We start from the raw sequence: 17,032 nt of genomic DNA, 5'->3' as shown, positions 1-17,032 counted from the left end.
CGGACCCGTACGACGTATGGACGCACCGTGACGGGAGTGGAAAGCTCGAATTACCGCGGGCGTCGCAGATGCCGCCTCGGCACGCGGAGTCCGCGTGTCCGCGCCCCCCTCACCACCTCACCGCGCACGAAACCGGGAGGAACGGACATGGGCGACAAGGCGAACGCACACCCCGGAGCCGCCGGCAGGGCGACGACGGCCGACCACCCCGCATCCGTACGGAACGTGGTGCTGGTCGGCCACAGCGGATCCGGGAAGACCACGCTGGTGGAAGCGCTCGCGCTGGCGGCGGGCGCCGTCAACCGCGCGGGCCGGGTCGAGGACGGCGGCACCGTCTCCGACTACGACGACATCGAGCACCGCCAGCAGCGCTCCGTACAGCTGTCGCTGGTGCCGGTGGAATGGGGCGGCTTCAAGATCAATATCTTGGACACCCCCGGATACGCCGATTTCGTCGGGGAACTCAGGGCCGGTCTGCGAGCGGCGGACGCGGCCCTCTTCGTCGTCTCGGCCGCGGACGGCGTGGACGGCTCGACCCGGATGGTCTGGGACGAGTGCGCGGCCGTCGGGATGCCGCGGGCCATCGTGGTCACGCACCTGGAGGCGGCCCGCGCCGACTTCTCCGCCATGACCGGGATCTGCGCCGAGGCGTTCGGAGGCGACGACCCCGACGCGGTGCTCCCGCTGTACCTGCCGGTGCACGGTTCGGCCGGCCCGGACGGGCACGCGCCGGTGACCGGTCTGATCGGGCTGCTCTCGCAGCGCGTCTTCGACTACCAGTCCGGCGAGCGCAAGGAGACGCAGCCCGACGAGGCCCAGCTCCCGCTGATCGAGGAGGCCCGCAACCGGCTCATCGAGGGGATCATCGCGGAGAGCGAGGACGAGACCCTCATGGACCGTTACCTCGGCGGCGAGGACATCGATTACGCGTCATTGGTGAGCGACCTGGAGCGCGCGGTGGCGCGCGGCACCTTCCACCCCGTCCTCGCCGCGGCCCCGGCCGCCGAGGGCGCCAAACAGGGCCTCGGCACCATCGAGCTGCTCGAACTCGTCACCGGCGGCTTCCCCTCCCCCCTGGAGCGGGCCGCCCCCGGCCTCACCACGCCCGACGGCAAGCCGCGCCCCGCGCCCGCCTGCGCGGTGGACGGGCCCCTGGTGGCCGAGGTGATCAAGACCTCGTCCGACCCGTACGTCGGCCGCATCAGCCTGGTGCGCGTCTTCTCCGGCACCCTGCGCCCGGACGAGACCGTGCACGTCTCCGGGCACGGCATGGCGGACCGCGGCCACGAGGACCACGACGTCGACGAGCGCGTCGGCGCCCTGTCCTCGCCGTTCGGCAAGCAGCAGCGCACGCTCACCCGCTGCGTCGCGGGCGACCTGGCGTGCGTGGCCAAGCTGACGCGGGCCGAGACCGGGGACACCCTGTCCGCCAAGGACGACCCGCTCCTGATGACGCCCTGGGACATGCCCGACCCACTGCTGCCGCTGGCCATCGAGGCGCACAGCAAGGCCGACGAGGACAAGCTCTCGCAGGGGCTCGCGCGGCTGGTCGCCGAGGATCCGACGATGCGGCTCGAACAGAACGCGCACACCCACCAGTTGGTCCTGTGGTGCCTGGGCGAGGCGCACCGCGAGGTGGCCCTGGAGCGGCTGCGCAGCCGGTACGGCGTCCAGGTCGACGTCGTGCCGCACCGGGTGTCGCTGCGCGAGACCTTCGGCGCGAAGGCGGCCGGGCGCGGCCGGCACGTCAAACAGTCCGGCGGGCACGGGCAGTTCGCGATCTGCGAGATCGACGTGGAGCCGCTGCCCCCGGGCAGCGGCATCGAGTTCGTGGACAAGGTGGTCGGCGGCTCGGTCCCGCGGCAGTTCATCCCGTCCGTCGAGAAGGGCGTACGGGCCCAGGCGGCCAGGGGCGTCGCCGCGGGCTATCCGCTCGTCGACGTGCGCGTCACGCTCCTGGACGGCAAGGCGCACTCGGTGGACTCCTCGGACGCCGCGTTCCAGACCGCGGGCGCCCTCGCGCTGCGGGAGGCGGCCACCGAGGCCCGTATCGACCTGCTCGAACCGGTCGCCGAGGTCCAGGTCCTGGTGGCCGACGACTATGTGGGCCCGGTGATGAGCGACCTGTCCGGGCGGCGTGGCCGGGTGGTCGGCACCGAGCAGGCGGGCCCGGGACGCACGCTGGTGCGGGCCGAGATCCCGGAGATCGAGATCGGCCGGTACGCCCTGGACCTCAGGTCGCTCTCGCACGGCACCGGCCGGTTCAGCCGCAGCTACGCCCGGCACGAGCCGATGCCGCCGGGGATCGCCGACAAAGTGCGTGAACAGGCGGAAGCGGGTCGATAGTTGACAGAGCATCAGAAAGCCGCCCATCGCCGTCTCCACGCGATGGGCGGCCTTGCGATGTCCCCTGACGGGCGGGCCGCGTCCCCGATACGCTGGGGTCCCGGTTCAGCAGGTGTGCGGGGAGCGGTGACCGGGAACGGGCCGCAGAGCAAGGACGCGCGGCGATGGGGGCGGCAGTGACCACGGAAGAGCCATTCTTCGACTTCTTGCCCAGGCCGCAGGTGCCGCTCCAGGGCTCCGCGGGCCAGACCGCGGCGACCCAGGCGCTCGCCTCGGCCGCGTACCGGGACAGCCCGGTCGAGGACATACTCAAGGCCAACGGCGAGTGGCACGAGTCGGTGGTGACGAAGGGCAAGCTGTCACTCTTCGAACCGAATCTCGGCGAGGCCTTCTCGCGGGCCGTGCAGAACCGGATGCTCGGGGCCACCCGCAAGGGCATCATCCAGTCCTTCGGCACCGAGCCCGGCACCATCGTCGAGCACTGCCTGGCCTCGATCCGCATCCGCAAGGAGCGGGACACCAAACTCACCCTGGTCATGGGCGTCTTCGGGGTGCTGTTCCTGCCCGGAATGCTGCTCTGGCTCGCCGTCTTCCAACTGCGCCGCACCCTGGCCGGGGCCAAGGACCGGCGGGCCGGCGCGCTCGGCACGGTCCTGATGGTGGCGGTGGCCGGGCTCGCCGTGCTCTTCCTGATCAAGCTGCCCTTCCACGGAATACTCGCGCTCTATCTGCGCGCGATGATGGTGGCCCCGGTCATCGGCTGGTACTGGGCCAAGGTCATCTGCGAGCGCACGGCGCGCGATCTGCGCTCGCGCTGGGACAGCCTGCTGGGCGGTGGCGGCATAGGAGCCAAGATCCCGGAGGCGGTGCCCAAGAGCTCGGCGGCCGGCTCCGCGGAACAGCTGCGCCAGTCGCTGGTCAAGCTGGCCGCCGAGGACCAGAGCAACGTCGTCTTCTACGCGGGGCCCAAGGGCATACTCGGGATGGGCACCCGCTGGGGCAGCTGGCAGCTCGCCGAGGAGCTGGAGCCCAAGGAAGCCGGCAAGGAGATCCACGGCTTCCGCAGCTGGGACGTCATACGGGCCATCCAGGACCGCCTCCAGCTCCTGGAGCGCGGCCCCCTGCACACCGGCGGCTTCCCCACCCCGTCCATCAAGAACTGGGTGGTCTCACCGATCGGCGAGGGCGCCAAGGAGGTCTCGCGGCCCAGCGGCCAGGACATCGACAACTTCCAGGTGCGCCAGCACGAGATACAGCGCATCTGCAACGAGCAGCAGTTCTCCAGCGGCAACCGCCACTACCTGGGCATCCAATTCACGCTCTGGGACGGCCAGTTGGTCATCACCATGATGGTCACCGTCACCGTGCTGCACGAGACCCTGCGCATCGAGGTGACCGGGCACGCGCTCGGCCCGGTGCACTCCCTGTTCACGACCAAGCCGTCGCCCAAGACCAGGGAGGTCGACAAGACCTTCAAGTTCTGGGAGAAGAAGACGATCCAGCTGCCCCTGGTCGACGCCACCGAGGTGGTGCGGCTCGCCGCCCGAGCGCCGCTGACCTGGTATCCGCCGCTGCTGGACCACCTGGGCGGCAAGATAGCGCTGCCCGAGCCGTTCGGGCTGCGGCACGCCTGGGCCGACAAGCCCTGGCGCCACCGCTTCATGGCCGACGACGCGATGCGGGCCGCGACGCCGGTCCTGCGGGTGGTCCACTCCGCCGCCATGAAGGTGCTCGACGAGCACGGAGTGAACACCGACCGCTTCACCAACCGCTCGATGATCCTGAGCGGCCTGGTCCAGGACCCGGCACCGCGCAAGGCGGACCTGTACGACGCGTGAGGACTACGCGGGCCAGGCGTCGGCCAGCATCTTGCGGGTGTCCGCGAGGAGTTGGGGCAGCACCTTGGTGTGGCCGACGACCGGCATGAAGTTGGTGTCGCCGCCCCAGCGCGGCACCACGTGCTGGTGCAGATGGGCGGCGATCCCGGCTCCGGCCACCGTGCCCTGGTTCATCCCGATGTTGAACCCGTGGGCGCCGGAGGCGGCACGCAGCGCGGTCATCGCCCGCTTGGTGAGGTCGGCGAGCTCCAGCGTCTCGGCCTCGTCCAGCTCCGTGTAGTCCGCGACGTGGCGGTAGGGCACCACCATCAGGTGCCCGCCGTTGTACGGGTAGAGGTTGAGTACCGCGTACACGTGCTCGCCGCGCTTGATGATCAGGCCGTCCTCGTCCGACTTCGCCGGAATCGAGCAGAACGGACATCCGTCGCCGGACTCCGGTCCCGTCGGCTTGTTCTCGCCCTGGATGTAGGCCATCCGGTGGGGCGTCCACAGGCGCTGGAACGCGTCCTGCGTCCCCACTCCGATCTGCTGCTCCGGCTCAGTCGTCATGGTGTGCAGCATATGACTTCGGCGGGCCTGGGCGTCGCCCGGGTGGCCGGTGGCAGAACGTACGCGGGCCCCCGGGAAGGCACGCTTCCCGGGGGCCCGCGGCGTACGGAGGCGTCAGACCTGGGTCCGCTCCGCCACGACCTTCTCGATCTTCGCGATGGCCTCGGCCACCGGGACGCCGTTCTCCTGCGAACCGTCGCGGTAGCGGAAGGAGACGGCGCCGGCGGCCATGTCCTCGTCACCAGCGATGATCATGAACGGCACCTTCTGCTTCTGCTGGTTGCGGATCTTCTTCTGCATCCGGTCCGACGAGGCGTCGACCTCGACCCGCAGCCCCTTGGCCCTGGCCTGGCGGGCGAAGTCCTGGAGGTACTCGACATGGGCGTCGCCGATCGGGATGCCGACCGCCTGGACGGGGGCCAGCCACGCCGGGAACGCGCCCGCGTAGTGCTCAAGGAGCACCGCGAAGAAGCGCTCGATGGAGCCGAACAGGGCGCGGTGGATCATCACCGGGCGCTGCTTGGTGCCGTCGGGGCCGGTGTACTCCAGGTCGAACCGCTCGGGCAGGTTGAAGTCGAGCTGGACGGTCGACATCTGCCAGGTGCGGCCGATGGCGTCGCGCGCCTGCACGGAGATCTTCGGGCCGTAGAAGGCCGCGCCACCCGGGTCGGCGACCAGTTCGAGACCCTGCTTCTCGGCCACCGCGCGCAGCGTGTTGGTGGCCTCCTCCCAGATCTCGTCCGAGCCGACGAACTTCTCCGGGTCCTTGGTCGACAGCTCCAGGTAGAAGTCGTTCAGACCGTAGTCGCGGAGCAGGTTCAGGACGAAGGTGAGCGTCCGGTCCAGCTCGTCGGCCATCTGCTCCTTGGTGCAGTAGATGTGCGCGTCGTCCTGGGTGAAGCCCCGGGCCCGGGTCAGACCGTGCACCACGCCCGACTTCTCGTACCGGTACACCGTGCCGAACTCGAAGAGCCGCAGCGGCAGTTCACGGTAGGAACGCCCGCGCGCATCGAAGATCAGGTTGTGCATCGGGCAGTTCATGGGCTTCAGGTAGTAGTCCACGCCCTCGTCGAGCTGCATGGGCGGGTACATGCCGTCGGCGTACCAGTCCAGGTGGCCCGAGGTCTCGAAGAGCTTCCCCTTGGTGGCGTGCGGGGTGTAGACGAACTCGTAGCCCTCCTCCTCGTGCCGGCGGCGCGAGTAGTCCTCCATGACCCGGCGGATGATGCCGCCCTTGGGGTGGAAGACGGCGAGGCCGGAGCCGATCTGCTCCGGGATGGAGAACAGGTCGAGCTCGTTGCCGAGCTTGCGGTGGTCGCGCTTCTCGGCCTCGGCGAGGAACTCCAGATGCGCCTTCAGCTCGTCCTTCGACGGCCAGGCGGTGCCGTAGATGCGCTGGAGCATCGGGTTCTTCTCGCTGCCGCGCCAGTAGGCGGCGGCGTTGCGCATCAGCTTGAACGCGGGGATGTTGCGGGTGGTGGGCAGGTGGGGACCGCGGCAGAGGTCCTTCCAGCACAGCTCGCCGGTCTTGGCGTCGAGGTTGTCGTAGATGGTCAACTCGCCGCCGCCCACCTCCACGTTCGCCCCGTCGTCGGTGGACGCCGCGCCCTTGATGCCGATGAGTTCCAGCTTGTACGGCTCGTCGGCGAGCTCCTCGCGGGCGGCCTCGTCGGTGACGACGCGGCGCGAGAAGCGCTGGCCGCGCTTCTGGATCTCCTGCATCTTCTTCTCGACGGCCTTGAGGTCCTCGGGCGTGAACGGCTTCTCGACGTCGAAGTCGTAGTAGAAGCCGTCCCGGACCGGCGGGCCGATGCCCAGCTTGGCCTCGGGGAAGAGCTCCTGCACGGCCTGGGCCATGACGTGCGCGGTGGAGTGGCGCAGGATGTCGAGGCCGTCCTCGGAGGAGATCTCGACGGGCTCGACCTCCTCGCCGTCCTTCACCTCGTACGCGAGGTCCTTCAGCTCACCGGCCACGCGGGCCGCGACGATGGTGCGCTCGCCGGCGAAGAGCTCGGCGGCCGTAGTGCCCGTCGTCACCACGCGCTCTTCCCGCTCGGAATCGCGTTGGATGATCACACGGACGTCTGACACCGGACTTCTCCTGCCGTAGGGGGCGCGCAGCGCGTGTCGCGTACGCGGAACGATCCTACCGAGCCGGTGGGGTACGCCGCGAAACGGTTAACGCCGCTCCCGCATCCACCCCCGGCGAAGCCCGCGCCCGGCTCAGTCCGCCGCCGCCTCCGGCTCCGCCCCGCAGGCCTCCTCGAAGAAGTCGAGGTTCTCCTGGAGCGACTTCATCAGCCGGTCCCGCTCGGCGTCGTCGACCTGGACGGGGGTGACCTCGCGGGCCGCCGACAGCCTGCGGAATCCGCCCCGGCTCTCCAGGCGCCCCACCACCCGGATCGGCAGCCCGACCAGATGCGCGTGCCCGGCGATGCGGTACGCCTCCTCGTCCAGCTCCATGCGGACGTGCGGGACCTCCGCCCCGGCGAGCACCCGCAGCCGTACGACGCCGGGCCCGCGCGGTCCCGAGCGGCGCAGCCGCACCACGGCGCCGGTGATCCGCACCGGCACGGACGGCTCGTCGCTCAGGTAGCGGGCGCCGGCCGCGCGCAGGGCGGGCAGGTCGCCGGGCGAGAAGTCGACGGGCTCGGGGCGGGCCGCGCACCCGGCGGGCACCCCGGCCGCGGGGGCCCACTCCAGGGCGACCCGGACACCTTCGGTGCCGTGCACGAGCGCGACCACGGCCTCGGTCAGCTCCCGGCTCACCCCGGCCCGCACGGCGGCGTCGAAGGCCTCCATGCCGCCCGTGGCGCGCTGGTAGTCGACCGCGTCCCGGACCGCGTTGAGCGCCGCGTAGAGACGCACCACCGCGGGCCGGCCGGAGGCGGCCGGCACGAACGCGGTGAGCCCGCCGCCGGGTCCCGGCTCGACCAGGACGCCTTCGAGCGAGGCGAGGGCCTGCCTGCGGTGACGGGCCCCGTGGTACCCGGCGGCCCCGCGCACGGCGAGCGCGCCCGCGAGCAGCATCCGGTGGGCGGCGCCGCGCAACTGGTCCTGCTCGCTCCAGGACGCGGCGCCGGCCGGCCCCTCGGGGACCTCGCGCCACCAGCGCACCTCGTCGCTGGGCAGCGCGAGCGAGACCAGCACCTCGCGCGCGGAGGGCGCGGCGCTGTGGGCGAGCGCGGTGAGGGCCTCGCCGAGCAGGTCGTCGCAGTCGGGGTAGGCACGGCTCTCGGGGACCAGCAGGCTGGTGCCGGAGCCGATCGCGCCGGGCGGCGTCCAGCGTGCGTAGCGCCCCGCCGCTCCCCCGCGCCGGCGCCAGCCGTGCCGGTGCAGGAGCACCCCGAGCACCGTCGGATCGACCTGGCCGGGAACCGGCGGCGTGCCACCGGGATCGTCGTCGGTCCAGCGCATCAGGGCCTCCCTCCCACCCCGACCCGCGTCATGATCTCGCAGAGCGCGCGGTCGTCGAAGATCCGCGAGGTCGGTATTCGCACCGTGGTCCTGCGCCGGCCGGTCACCGGGTGCCCGGCCAGGTTGGTCCAGTAGCAGCAGTGCCGCAGCGCCAGTCGGTCGTGGCCCGCGCGCAGCCACTCGTCCCGGATCCTCGGCGCCAGCATCACGACCAGGATCTTGTGCACCGACACGGGTGTGCGGGCCAGCTTCACGAGGTGGTCGTTGTCCAGCGTGAAGGAGAAGGCCCCGCCCGGCGGATGCGGCGGAATCTGGTACGTGCACTTGAGCTGCACCTTGATCGTCACTTCGTCGTCGACGGTGTGCCCGGGAGCGCTGTGGCTCACGTGCCAGTCGATGCCGTTGTCCGGAAAGGGCTGCGACAGCGAACACCCCGCGGCCGCCGCCACCGCGTGCAGGTAGCCCACCTGAAGGGTCTCCATGCAGGCGGTGGTGGCGAGCGAGCCGCGCAGCGGTGCGATCCGCTCGGGCAGCAGACCGTGCCCGGGCGCGGCCGGATCGGGCTGCGCGAGCGCCATGGCTGTCGTATGCCTTCCGGAACTGTGCCGAACTTCTATCTGACGGATCGTCAAACGACAGTTCCGTCAACAGTGTTGTCTCCGTACTCGGCTCCCCGCAAACGGCGTATGTCGCAAACAGCCCGGGTATCACGGAAACGGGCAGGGGATGCACGCCATCTGCCGGTAGTACGCGAGGAGTTGAACAGACATGACGTGCTGGTACGAAGGTCCCCTGGCGGCGTTCGACACGGAGACGACCGGGGTGGACGTCGAAGGGGACCGGATAGTGTCGGCCGCCCTGGTGGTGCAGGACGGGCCCGGGGCGCGGCCGCGGGAGACGCGCTGGCTGGTGAATCCGGGCATACCCGTGCCGGCGGGCGCGACCGCGGTGCACGGCCTGACCGACGAGCACCTCCAGCGCAACGGGCGCTGGCCGGCACCCGTGATGGACGAGATGGCGAAGGGCCTCGCCGAACAGTGCGTGGCGGGCCGGCCGCTGGTCATCATGAACGCGCCGTTCGATCTGACGCTCCTCGACCGGGAGTTGAAGCGGCACCGTGCGGCGTCCCTGGCCCACTACCTGGGCCAGAACCCGATGCGGGTACTCGATCCGCGGGTCCTGGACAAGCATCTGGACCGCTACCGCAAGGGCCGCCGCACCCTCACCGACCTGTGCGAGCACTACGGCGTGACACTGGAGGGGGCGCACGACGCGGCCGCCGACGCGCTGGCCGCGCTGGAGGTCGTACGGGCGGTGGGCCGCAGGTTCGCGACCCGACTTGAGCGCCTGACGCCGACCGAGTTGCACACGCTCCAGGCGACCTGGCACGCCGCCCAGGCGCGCGGTCTCCAGGCCTGGTTCAGCCGGCAGGGCACTCCCGAGGTGGTGGACACGGCATGGCCGCTGCGGCCCGAACTCCCGGCGGCCGCCTGAGCGTTGCGGGAGGCAGGCAGCGGCACCGGCAGCAAAAAGGCCGGTCCGTCGATGACGGACCGGCCTTTCCCGGTGGGCGATACTGGGTTCGAACCAGTGACCTCTTCGGTGTGAACGAAGCGCTCTCCCACTGAGCTAATCGCCCGGGAACGGACTGAACAATACAGGCCGACGGGCCCAGCTTTCAAACCGCCCGCCCGTCTCCCGATCGCCGCCCCTCGACGACGCGCTCCGCGCGGCTTTCCTTTTCCAGGCGGTGGCGCAACCCGCGCCTCCCGGACCTCATCATCAGGGCGTGGTTGGCCCGGAACACCGGGCGGCCCGGCACCGCGAGCCGTCGCATGAGCGGCTTGCGCACCTCGACCTCCTGCTCGTAGACGGCCCGCGTCCCGCCCCGGTGCGCCAACAGCGTCCAGCGCGCCCACCCTTCGAGATCGCCGACGAGCGAGACCTCCAGGACCAGCGCCGCCGGATCGCGCCGGCGCTCGCGGGCGGTGACGAACAGGTCGTACGGGACGAGCGAGCGCAGCCGGGCGGTGCCGGTGCGGTCGTCGACCGGCGTCACCTCGCGGACCTCGCGCCACCAGCGCGGGTACTCCTCGACGCGCTCCAGGACGGCGTAGACGGCGCCAGGAGCGGCCCGCAGGTCCCAGACGCTGCGGAAGCGGTAGTGGCACCAGTTCATGCCGTCAGTCTGCGCGTGGCGGCCCCGTCGCGGAACACCCGGGAACGCCGAAGGCCCCGGAGATCGTGATGATCTCCGGGGCCTTCGGTCCGGGTGGGCGATACTGGGTTCGAACCAGTGACCTCTTCGGTGTGAACGAAGCGCTCTCCCACTGAGCTAATCGCCCGGGCGCACCGCAAACATTACCGCATGTCAGCGGGGCCTTTGACCATGCGCGGTCACTCGTTGATCCTCCACGGCATCACCATGCCGAACTTCCACACGTAGACGCCGAGGAGCACGGCGACGATCACCAGGCCGGCCGTCGTCAGGATGATGTTGCGGCGCCGCACCTTGGGGTCGAGCGCCTTCTGCGCGGCCTCGGTGACCTTGCGCCTGGTCCAGCGGAGCACCAGCTGGGCCCAGACGAATTCGGTCGCCCAGATCGCCATACCACCGAAGATCACCAGCCAGCCGGGGCCCGGCAGCGGAAGCATCACGATTCCGGCGGCCACGACCGCGAGACCCACCACGAAAACGCCGACCTGCCAGCTCACGTGCAGCGGCCGTGACGCCTTGATGAACTCCGGCGCCCGCGAGCCGAGGGCCGCGGCGCCCTGTTCGTCACTCCCCGTATCCATGGGCCCAACCTACCGGAACGGTGTCCGGAAACGCGTTCACCGAAATGGACCTATAACTCAAAGTAATAGTCCGCTGTACGAGCTACATGAAGGCCCGCAAAACGGTCAGAGGGGTTTACAACGGCACCGTAGGTGGCATGTCGATTTCGCCGACGTGCGAATCCCCGAGCGCACACTGAGCGAAAGGCCCTGGCGCTTATGAACACCACGGTCAGCTGCGAGCTGCACCTGCGCCTCGTTGTGTCGAGCGAGTCCTCACTGCCTGTACCCGCGGGCCTGCGGTATGACACGGCCGATCCCTATGCCGTGCACGCCACCTTCCACACCGGAGCCGAGGAAACCGTCGAGTGGGTCTTCGCTCGCGACCTCCTCGCCGAGGGCCTGCACCGGCCCACCGGAACCGGCGACGTCAGAGTCTGGCCGTCACGCAGTCACGGTCAGGGTGTCGTCTGTATCGCCCTGAGCTCGCCGGAAGGAGAAGCCCTGCTCGAAGCCCCGGCGCGGGCCCTGGAGTCGTTCCTGAAACGGACCGACGCCGCGGTGCCGCCCGGTACCGAGCACCGTCACTTCGATCTCGACACGGAACTCTCGCACATCCTGGCCGAGAACAACTGAGGCCAGGCAGAGAGCCGCACGGCGCCGTCCGACTCGGGGCGACGGCGCCGCGCGGACAACCACATAACGGCAGTCAACCGGTGCCGTCCCCCACGAAAGCCGTCGTGGGGGACGGCACCGGTGCGCGTACGGCACGAGCCGCTAGAGTCCTCCACCATCGACGGGCGCCCGCCCGACGCAGGCCAGGGAGCGAATCGTGCTGATCCCTCACGACACCCGAAGCGCGCTCGACATGGTGGTCGATCTGGTGAACACCGCCCCGGAGAGCGAGGCCACCGACCGCCTCGCCGATGTGGAGGCGCTGTACGGCTTCGTCCACGACCACAGCGTCAGCGGTGTGGAGCGACTCTCCATCGGTGACCTCGTGGGCGTCCAGGCGGTGCGCAACAGATTCGCGGAGATCTTCGCGGCCCCCGACGCCCCCAGCGCCGCCGAGCTCGTCAACCAGCTGGTCGCGGCCGCCGGCACCACCCCGCAGCTGACCGACCACGACGGCTACGACTGGCATGTGCACTACTTCGCGCCGGGCGCCTCGGTCGCCGACCACCTGGCCGCCGACGGCGGCATGGCCCTCGCCTTCATCGTCGTCACCGGCGAGCAGGAACGCCTTCGCCGGTGCGAGGCGCCGGACTGCGGCCGGGCCTTCGTGGACCTCTCGCGCAACCGCTCCCGCCGCTACTGCGACAGCCGCACCTGCGGGAACCGCCTGCATGTGGCGGCCTACCGGGCCCGCCGCAAGGAGGCCGAGGCCGCGCGCTGACCCCGCGCGCCAGGGCCTCACAGCAGGAACAGGTCATGCACGGCCGCCATGAGCAAGAGGAAGCCGATCACCCCCAGGAAGATCATCAGGGGTGGCTGCGAGAGCGCGAAGAGACAGCCCCGCGCTTGCGGGTCGGGCGCGCTCGGCTTGTCCGTCGGTGCAGGGGTGGAGCCCTGGGAAGTGTCCAGCATCTCGGGGCGATGATGACCCAGCCACACCGCATGGGTATACCAACACGCCCATAAACAGCGGGAGTTCGCCCGATCTTGTAGCGCGTACGGGAGCGGACGCGCGCGGTTCACACGCCTTCGCGCTCCCGGCGGAAGCGGGCCAAAACCTCAGATGCCGTGCTTTTTCAGGATGGCCTCGATATCGCTGAAGTCCTCGCTCGGAGCGGGCTGCGCCTTGGCCTTGGCGGCGGGCTGGGCGGCCGGCGCGGGGCCGCCGCCGAGCGAGGGCGCGGAAGCCCTCGGGGCCACCGCGTCACGCTGTGCGGCGGCCGCTGCGGCCTTGCGTTCCTTGCGGGTGCCGCCCGTGCGCCGCTCGACGGCCCGTGTCGTCAGGAACAACAGCCAGGCGACCCCGAGCAGCCCGAAGCCGAGCCAGACGCTCGGCTTGAAGACGATGCCCGACACCCACTGCACGACGCCGGTCATGACGAGACCGACGGGCACCAGCGAGTAGGCGGCGATGCGCGTAGCCGCGAGGAAGCGCTTGCGGTACGCCGTGATGGCAGCGATCCCCAGTCCGGCCGCGGAAACGGCGGAGCAGACGGTCTCGGCAAGCATCCGGTTCCTCCAGGCATGGGGGGTATGGCTTCTTCCATCGTGCACCGGAACCCGCCCCTCGGGCCACGGCCGGGCAGGACCTCAGGGAGATCTCCGGGGCGGGATCCTCCCCAGGTCCCGGTTGCTGGGAGACTGAGCCCATGAGCGACACCACCCCCTCCAGCACCGCAGGCCCCGTCGTCCTCGACGTGTGGTGCGAGTTGCAGTGCCCCGACTGCCGCACCGCCCTCGACGACATCCGCGCCCTGCGCGCCCGCTACGGCGACCGCCTCGACATCCGGCTGCGGCACTTCCCGCTGGAGAAGCACAAGCACGCCTTCGCCGCGGCCCAGGCCGCCGAGGAGGCCTTCGAGCAGGGGCAGGGCTGGCCGTACGTGGAGGCAGTGCTCGCCCGCACCGAGCGCCTGGCCGAGCGCGGCGAGTCCGCCCTCGTGGACACGGCGGCCGAACTCGGCCTGGACGCCGAGGAGTTCGAAACCGCCCTCATCGACGGGCGGCACATCCTGATCGTCGACGCCGACCAGGCCGAGGGCAAGGCGATCGGCGTCACCGGCACGCCGACGTACGTCATCGACGACCAGCGGCTGGACGGCGGCAAGAGCCAGGAGGGTCTGCGCGAGCGTATCGAGGAGATCGCGGACCGGCTGCTCGCCCCGTAGCTCCGGCGGCCCGACGCGGCCCCGAACGCTCAGAGCAGCTCCTTGTGCTGGTTGTGGCGGACGGTCCGGTACCCGAGCGACTCGTACAGGCGCAGCGCGGGGGTGTTGCCCGCGAAGACGTGCAGCCCCACGATGTCCTGACCGTCGGCCAGTGCCACCCGCTCGGCGAGCAGCAGCAGTGAGCGGCCGTGGCCGCGCCCGCGGTGTTCCTCGGCGACGAGGACGTCGTAGACGTACGCCCCCTCGGCGGGCGGCCTGGCCCGGGCCACCCACAGGGTCCCCACCGCGCTCCCCCGGTCCTCCAGGACCATCAGCCGCATCCCGGCGGTGGCGGCCCCGTCCGGCAGCAGTGCGCGGTGTTCCCCCTCCGACCAGGCCAGGGCACGCTCCGCGGGCATGCCCTCCTCGATCCGGCTCCGCGCGTAGCTTTCGACCGCCTCGCGCCGCCACCGCTCGTACTCGTCCGCACTCATGGCGCGCCCGGTCGTCCCGGCGGGCAACTCCGGCGCGGTGTCCGGCAGTTGCTTGACCATGTTCCGGCTGCGCTCCCGGTAGCCGAGGGCGGCCGCCATCCGCAACGCCGCCTCGGCGTCCGCCCCGACCGAGAAACGGACCTGGCCGCAGCCCCAGCCGCGCAGCACTTCCTCGGCCGCGAGCGCGGCGACGGTCCCGCGCCCGCGGCCCCGGTCCGCCTCCTCGATCCACAGCTCGTCGATCCGGCCCACGGCGAGCCCGAGCGAGGTGTCGGCGGCGATCACGATCCGGCCGACGCGTCGGCTGTTCACACACACGTCGTAGGTACGCGACTTGGCGCCGTCGGCGCCCTGCTGAAGCGGCTCGGTCGGCCGAATGGTGGTGGTCATCAAGGCCGTTGTACCCGCCCCGGCGCCGCCCGTCATCCGTATTTACGGGTCGAGATCCGATCCGGCCCGCTCGTCGAAGATCCGCATGGCCTTCGCCGTGACCGGGCCGGGCGCACCCGCCAACTCCCGTCCGTCCACCCGGTGTACGGCCTGGATGTCCCGCAGCGTGGAGGTCAGGAAGATCTCCTCGGCACGCTCCAGGACGTCCATCGGGAGCTCGCTCTCGTGGGCGCCGGTCCATTCGACGGCGAGGGCGCGGGTGATTCCGCCGAGGCAGCCGGAGGCGAGCGGCGGGGTGTGCAGCCTGCCGTCGACGACCACGAAGACGTTGGAGCCGGTTCCCTCGCAGAGCTGCCCCGCGGTGTTGGCGAACAGGGCCTCCGAGGCGCCGGCCCCGTGCGCCTTCGCGAGGGCGACCACGTTCTCGGCGTACGAGGTCGTCTTCAGGCCTGCCACCGCGCTGTGCTCGTTGCGCGTCCACGGGACGGTGATCACCGCGGTGCTGTCGGGCCTGCGCGCGCTCTCGGCGATCGCGACGACCAGCGTCGGCCCGGCGTCGCCCCGGTCGGAACCGAGCGGCGAGAGGCCGCCGGTGTAGGTGATCCGCAGCCGGCCGAGCGGCATGGGGTTGGCATCGACGACGGCCGCGCACGCGTGCCGCACCTCGTCGAGGTCCGGGTCGGACAGGCCCAGGCCGCGGGCCGAGCGGGTCAGGCGGTCGAGGTGGCGGGTGAGCGCGAACAGGCTCCCGCCGCTCGCCTTCACCGTCTCGAAGACGCCGTCGCCCACGGTGAGCCCGTGGTCGAGGACCGACACCCGCGCGGCGTCGGCGTCCCGCAGTGCGCCATTGACCCAGATCTGCATTTACACGGTCCTTCCGCTGTGGTCAGTACGTCCGCCGCGGCCGCTGTGGGCCGCGGGGACGCCATGGTCGCTGTGCGCCACGGGGCCGCCGTGGTCGCCGTGTCCGCCGGGCCCGCCCGGGGCGTACGCGCCGGAGGCCACCGCCAGCAGGCGCGAGGCCTTCAGCTCGGTCTCGGCCCACTCGCGTTCCGGGTCGGAGCCCCAGATGATGCCCGCGCCGGTACCGAAGCGGAGCACCCCGTGGGGCCGGTCGATCCAGAAGGTGCGTATCCCCACGGCGAGCTCGGCGGTGCCCCGGTCGGCGTCGACCCAGCCGATGCCGCCGCAGTAGGGGCCGCGCGGCGAGGTCTCCAGGGCTTCGATGATCCGCAGCGCGCTGGACTTGGGCGCCCCGGTGACCGAGCCCGGCGGGAAGGTGGCGTCGAGCAGCTCGCGCCAGCCCGCCCCCTCGCGCAGTTCGCCGCGCACGGTGGAGACGAGGTGGACGAGACCCGGGTGCTCCTCGACCGCGCACAGGGCGGGCACGGTCACCGAACCGGTGGCGCAGACGCGGCCCAGGTCGTTGCGGACGAGGTCCACGATCATCACGTTCTCGGCGCGCTCCTTCTCCGCGAGGTCCGCCGCCGTCCGCCCGGTCCCCTTGATGGGCCCGGACTCCACGACGCGGCCCGCCCGGCTCAGGAACAGCTCGGGGGAGGCGCTCGCGATCTCGACGCCGTGCGCGGGCAGCCGGATCGTTCCTGCGTAGGGCGCCGGGTTGCCGCGGGCGAGCAGTGCGGTGAGCGCGTCCACGTCGGCCGCCGCGGGGTCGGGCAGCGGCGCGCTCAGCACCCGGCAGAGGTTCGCCTGGTAGACCTCGCCGGCCGCGATGTGCTCGCGGATGCGCCGTACTCCGGCCGTATACGCGGCGCGGTCCAGGGAGGACGTCCAGTCGCCCTCGGCGGGCCCCCGCCAGGCGCCGGGTACGGGCGCGGGGACCGGCTCGGTGCGGATGTCCGCGAAGCGGGCGCACACCAGGCGGCCCTCGAAGTCGTGGGAGACGGCCCAGAAGCCGGAGGAGTCGAGGGCCTCGGGGTCGCTGGTGACATCACGCAGGTCCGAGGCGACGAGCTGGCCGAAGCGTGCCAGCGGAGTGAGGTCGTGCACGGTTGCGAGTCTAGAGCCGGTGCAGGTGGGGTGCCCCTGAGTGACCTGGAGGCGAACACCGGCCCGGGCTCCGGCCGCGGTCCGGACCAGGCGTAACGCAGCACGCTGCACAAACGCGTTTTTGTACTGGCCCGGGAATCCGCTAGAGTTCAACACGTCGCCGGGACGCGCAAGCGAAACGGAAACGACAAGCGGACGTGGCTCAGTTGGTAGAGCATCACCTTGCCAAGGTGAGGGTCGCGAGTTCGAATCTCGTCGTCCGCTCGGTGTGGGGGATCTTCCCGAACCCCCATATGCACTCCTGGTGGAGTGGCCGAGAGGCGAGGCAACGGCCTGCAAAGCCGTCTACACGGGTTCAAATCCCGTCTCCACCTCCAAGCGCGATTAG

General features: G+C 71.1%; 17 protein-coding genes and 4 tRNA genes. 8 read left to right on the top strand and 13 right to left on the bottom strand.

From position 1 onward, the window contains the following. Positions 1-147: 147 nt before the first annotated feature. Positions 148-2,346 carry an elongation factor G-like protein EF-G2 gene (locus ACFYNP_RS23960; protein WP_388787933.1) on the top strand — a complete coding sequence of 733 codons (2,199 nt, stop codon included), beginning with the start codon at positions 148-150 and terminating at the stop codon, positions 2,344-2,346. 164 nt (positions 2,347-2,510) lie between these two features. Beyond that, entirely contained in the window at positions 2,511-4,184 is a 1,674-nt protein-coding gene (locus ACFYNP_RS23955; protein ID WP_388411562.1) for a hypothetical protein, read from the top strand. 3 nt (positions 4,185-4,187) lie between these two features. Here the strand turns inward: ACFYNP_RS23955 and ACFYNP_RS23950 are convergent, their stop codons facing one another. From ACFYNP_RS23950 to ACFYNP_RS23935, 4 genes are all read right to left on the bottom strand, one after another. Then, positions 4,188-4,745 carry an HIT family protein gene (locus tag ACFYNP_RS23950; RefSeq protein WP_388787930.1) on the bottom strand — a complete coding sequence of 186 codons (558 nt, stop codon included), beginning with the start codon at positions 4,743-4,745 and terminating at the stop codon, positions 4,188-4,190. Between the two features lie 102 nt (positions 4,746-4,847). After that, positions 4,848-6,824 carry a threonine--tRNA ligase gene (gene thrS, locus ACFYNP_RS23945; RefSeq protein ID WP_388411559.1) on the bottom strand — a complete coding sequence of 659 codons (1,977 nt, stop codon included), beginning with the start codon at positions 6,822-6,824 and terminating at the stop codon, positions 4,848-4,850. A gap of 132 nt (positions 6,825-6,956) precedes the next feature. Next, on the bottom strand, positions 6,957-8,150 hold the full coding sequence (locus ACFYNP_RS23940; protein WP_388411557.1) for a hypothetical protein: 1,194 nt from the start codon (positions 8,148-8,150) through the stop codon (positions 6,957-6,959). Beyond that, positions 8,150-8,728: a DUF4365 domain-containing protein gene (locus tag ACFYNP_RS23935; RefSeq protein WP_100577255.1), complete on the bottom strand. Its 579-nt coding sequence runs from the start codon at positions 8,726-8,728 to the stop codon at positions 8,150-8,152. Before ACFYNP_RS23935 ends, ACFYNP_RS23940 begins: the two co-directional genes overlap by 1 nt. Positions 8,729-8,918: 190 nt before the next feature. Here ACFYNP_RS23935 and ACFYNP_RS23930 point away from each other — a divergent pair, with 190 nt between their 5' ends. Further along, positions 8,919-9,644 (top strand): 3'-5' exonuclease, encoded by a 726-nt coding sequence (locus ACFYNP_RS23930; RefSeq protein WP_388411554.1) that lies wholly within the window; start codon positions 8,919-8,921, stop codon positions 9,642-9,644. Between the two features lie 73 nt (positions 9,645-9,717). Here ACFYNP_RS23930 and ACFYNP_RS23925 read toward each other — a convergent pair. The 4 genes from ACFYNP_RS23925 to ACFYNP_RS23910 form a co-directional block, all read right to left on the bottom strand. After that, positions 9,718-9,789: transfer RNA gene (locus tag ACFYNP_RS23925), tRNA-Val, on the bottom strand. 39 nt (positions 9,790-9,828) lie between these two features. Continuing rightward, on the bottom strand, positions 9,829-10,329 hold the full coding sequence (locus ACFYNP_RS23920; RefSeq protein WP_388787927.1) for an SRPBCC family protein: 501 nt from the start codon (positions 10,327-10,329) through the stop codon (positions 9,829-9,831). 94 nt (positions 10,330-10,423) lie between these two features. After that, positions 10,424-10,495 (bottom strand) — tRNA-Val (locus tag ACFYNP_RS23915). Positions 10,496-10,547: 52 nt separating this feature from the next. After that, positions 10,548-10,949: a TIGR02611 family protein gene (locus ACFYNP_RS23910; RefSeq protein WP_388787924.1), complete on the bottom strand. Its 402-nt coding sequence runs from the start codon at positions 10,947-10,949 to the stop codon at positions 10,548-10,550. 198 nt (positions 10,950-11,147) lie between these two features. On the opposite strand from ACFYNP_RS23910, the gene ACFYNP_RS23905 reads away from it, so the two are divergent. Beyond that, positions 11,148-11,564 carry an SsgA family sporulation/cell division regulator gene (locus tag ACFYNP_RS23905; protein WP_053723613.1) on the top strand — a complete coding sequence of 139 codons (417 nt, stop codon included), beginning with the start codon at positions 11,148-11,150 and terminating at the stop codon, positions 11,562-11,564. 196 nt (positions 11,565-11,760) lie between these two features. Next, positions 11,761-12,324, top strand: a complete 564-nt coding sequence (locus ACFYNP_RS23900; protein WP_388411548.1) for a CGNR zinc finger domain-containing protein — start codon at positions 11,761-11,763, stop codon at positions 12,322-12,324. Between the two features lie 17 nt (positions 12,325-12,341). Here ACFYNP_RS23900 and ACFYNP_RS23895 read toward each other — a convergent pair whose 3' ends face one another. Further along, positions 12,342-12,515, bottom strand: coding sequence for a hypothetical protein (locus tag ACFYNP_RS23895; protein ID WP_388411546.1), 174 nt, complete (start codon positions 12,513-12,515; stop codon positions 12,342-12,344). Between the two features lie 147 nt (positions 12,516-12,662). Then, complete coding sequence (locus ACFYNP_RS23890; RefSeq protein WP_388787921.1) at positions 12,663-13,112, bottom strand: hypothetical protein; 450 nt, start codon at positions 13,110-13,112, stop codon at positions 12,663-12,665. 140 nt (positions 13,113-13,252) lie between these two features. On the opposite strand from ACFYNP_RS23890, the gene ACFYNP_RS23885 reads away from it, so the two are divergent. Then, positions 13,253-13,771, top strand: a complete 519-nt coding sequence (locus ACFYNP_RS23885; protein WP_388411542.1) for a DsbA family protein — start codon at positions 13,253-13,255, stop codon at positions 13,769-13,771. A 29-nt stretch (positions 13,772-13,800) separates the two neighbouring features. Here ACFYNP_RS23885 and ACFYNP_RS23880 read toward each other — a convergent pair whose 3' ends face one another. From ACFYNP_RS23880 to ACFYNP_RS23870, 3 genes are read right to left on the bottom strand one after another with little or no spacing between them, the layout of a single operon-like run. Next, positions 13,801-14,634, bottom strand: coding sequence for a GNAT family N-acetyltransferase (locus ACFYNP_RS23880; protein ID WP_388411540.1), 834 nt, complete (start codon positions 14,632-14,634; stop codon positions 13,801-13,803). A 42-nt stretch (positions 14,635-14,676) separates the two neighbouring features. Next, positions 14,677-15,498, bottom strand: coding sequence for an aminotransferase class IV (locus ACFYNP_RS23875; RefSeq protein WP_388787919.1), 822 nt, complete (start codon positions 15,496-15,498; stop codon positions 14,677-14,679). After that, a complete protein-coding gene (locus ACFYNP_RS23870; protein ID WP_388787917.1) occupies positions 15,499-16,644 on the bottom strand; it encodes a chorismate-binding protein in 1,146 nt (381 codons plus the stop codon). Between the two features lie 191 nt (positions 16,645-16,835). On the opposite strand from ACFYNP_RS23870, the gene ACFYNP_RS23865 reads away from it, so the two are divergent. Beyond that, a tRNA-Gly gene (locus tag ACFYNP_RS23865) sits at positions 16,836-16,908 on the top strand. 39 nt (positions 16,909-16,947) lie between these two features. Beyond that, positions 16,948-17,021, top strand: a tRNA-Cys gene (locus ACFYNP_RS23860). The last annotated feature ends 11 nt before the right edge of the window (positions 17,022-17,032 follow it).

The organism is Streptomyces sp. NPDC006691 (assembly GCF_042869955.1).
In the GTDB taxonomy this organism is placed as follows: Bacteria; Actinomycetota; Actinomycetes; order Streptomycetales; family Streptomycetaceae; genus Streptomyces.
This window is presented reverse-complemented; position numbering and strand designations above follow the sequence as displayed.